General features: G+C 59.7%; 1 protein-coding gene. It reads left to right on the forward strand.

Annotation, left to right across the window (positions count from 1 at the left end; genetic code table 11):
* The first annotated feature begins 104 nt into the window (after positions 1-104).
* Complete coding sequence (locus tag A8V01_RS04160) at positions 105-926, forward strand: IS5 family transposase (protein WP_025290619.1); 822 nt, start codon at positions 105-107, stop codon at positions 924-926.
* Positions 927-957 lie beyond the last annotated feature (31 nt).

Here is a 957-nt window from a genome sequence, read left to right on the forward strand (position 1 = left end):
AGAGCCCGATCGGAAATTAAGTTGAGTGGTATCAGCAGGTTAGCTTGACGGCCTGACCTGTCGTTGATTCATGAGTTTCGCCAAAAACTACCATGGATACAACGATGTGGACCGATACCACTCGCGCCCTTCATGCGCGAAGCGGGCTGACTTTGCCAAGTGATATGACTGATGCCGAGTGGGCGGTTCTGGAACCATTGCTGCCACCAGCATCACATGTCGGGCGACCTCGCAAATGGTCGCTGCGGCGCATTGTCGAGGCTATCCTATACTTGCTGCGCGGGGGCTTGCCCTGGCGGATGCTGCCGCCTTGCTTTCCGCCTGTTTCGACCGTGCGGCACTGGTTCTACCTTTGGCGCGACAACGGGCTGTGGCTGACGATCAATCACACACTGCTGATGGTTGCACGCGAGGCGCACGGCCGGGAGGCTTCGCCCAGCGCCGGCGTGATCGACAGCCAAAGCGTGAAAACCACGGAAAGCGGAGGGCCTCGTGGCTATGACGCGGGCAAGAAGGTCAAAGGGCGCAAGCGCCACGTCCTCACCGACACCGAGGGAAATCTCGTCCATGCCGTGATCCACACCGCCGACATCCAGGACCGCGACGGCGCGCCGATGGTGTTGGCCGAAATCATTCGGCGCTTCCCCTGGCTGCGCCATGTTTTCGCTGATGGAGGCTATGCCGGAGACAAGCTCAAGGACGCTCTGCGCCGCTTCGGCAAATGGACCATCGAGATCATCAAGAGGTCCGATGCAGCGAAAGGCTTCGACGTGCTGCCCCGACGCTGGGTGGTCGAACGCACGCTGGCATGGCTGAACCGGAACCGGCGGCTCGCCAAGGACTTCGAACAAACCATTGCGTCGGCAGCCGCATGGCTCTTCATCGCATCGATCCAGCTCTTTGCCCGACGCATCGCAAGATCATGAAATCCGCGACGATAATTTTGAATCAGACACT

The sequence above is a fragment of the Novosphingobium guangzhouense genome, from assembly GCF_002896965.1.
GTDB lineage: Bacteria > Pseudomonadota > Alphaproteobacteria > Sphingomonadales > Sphingomonadaceae > Novosphingobium > Novosphingobium guangzhouense.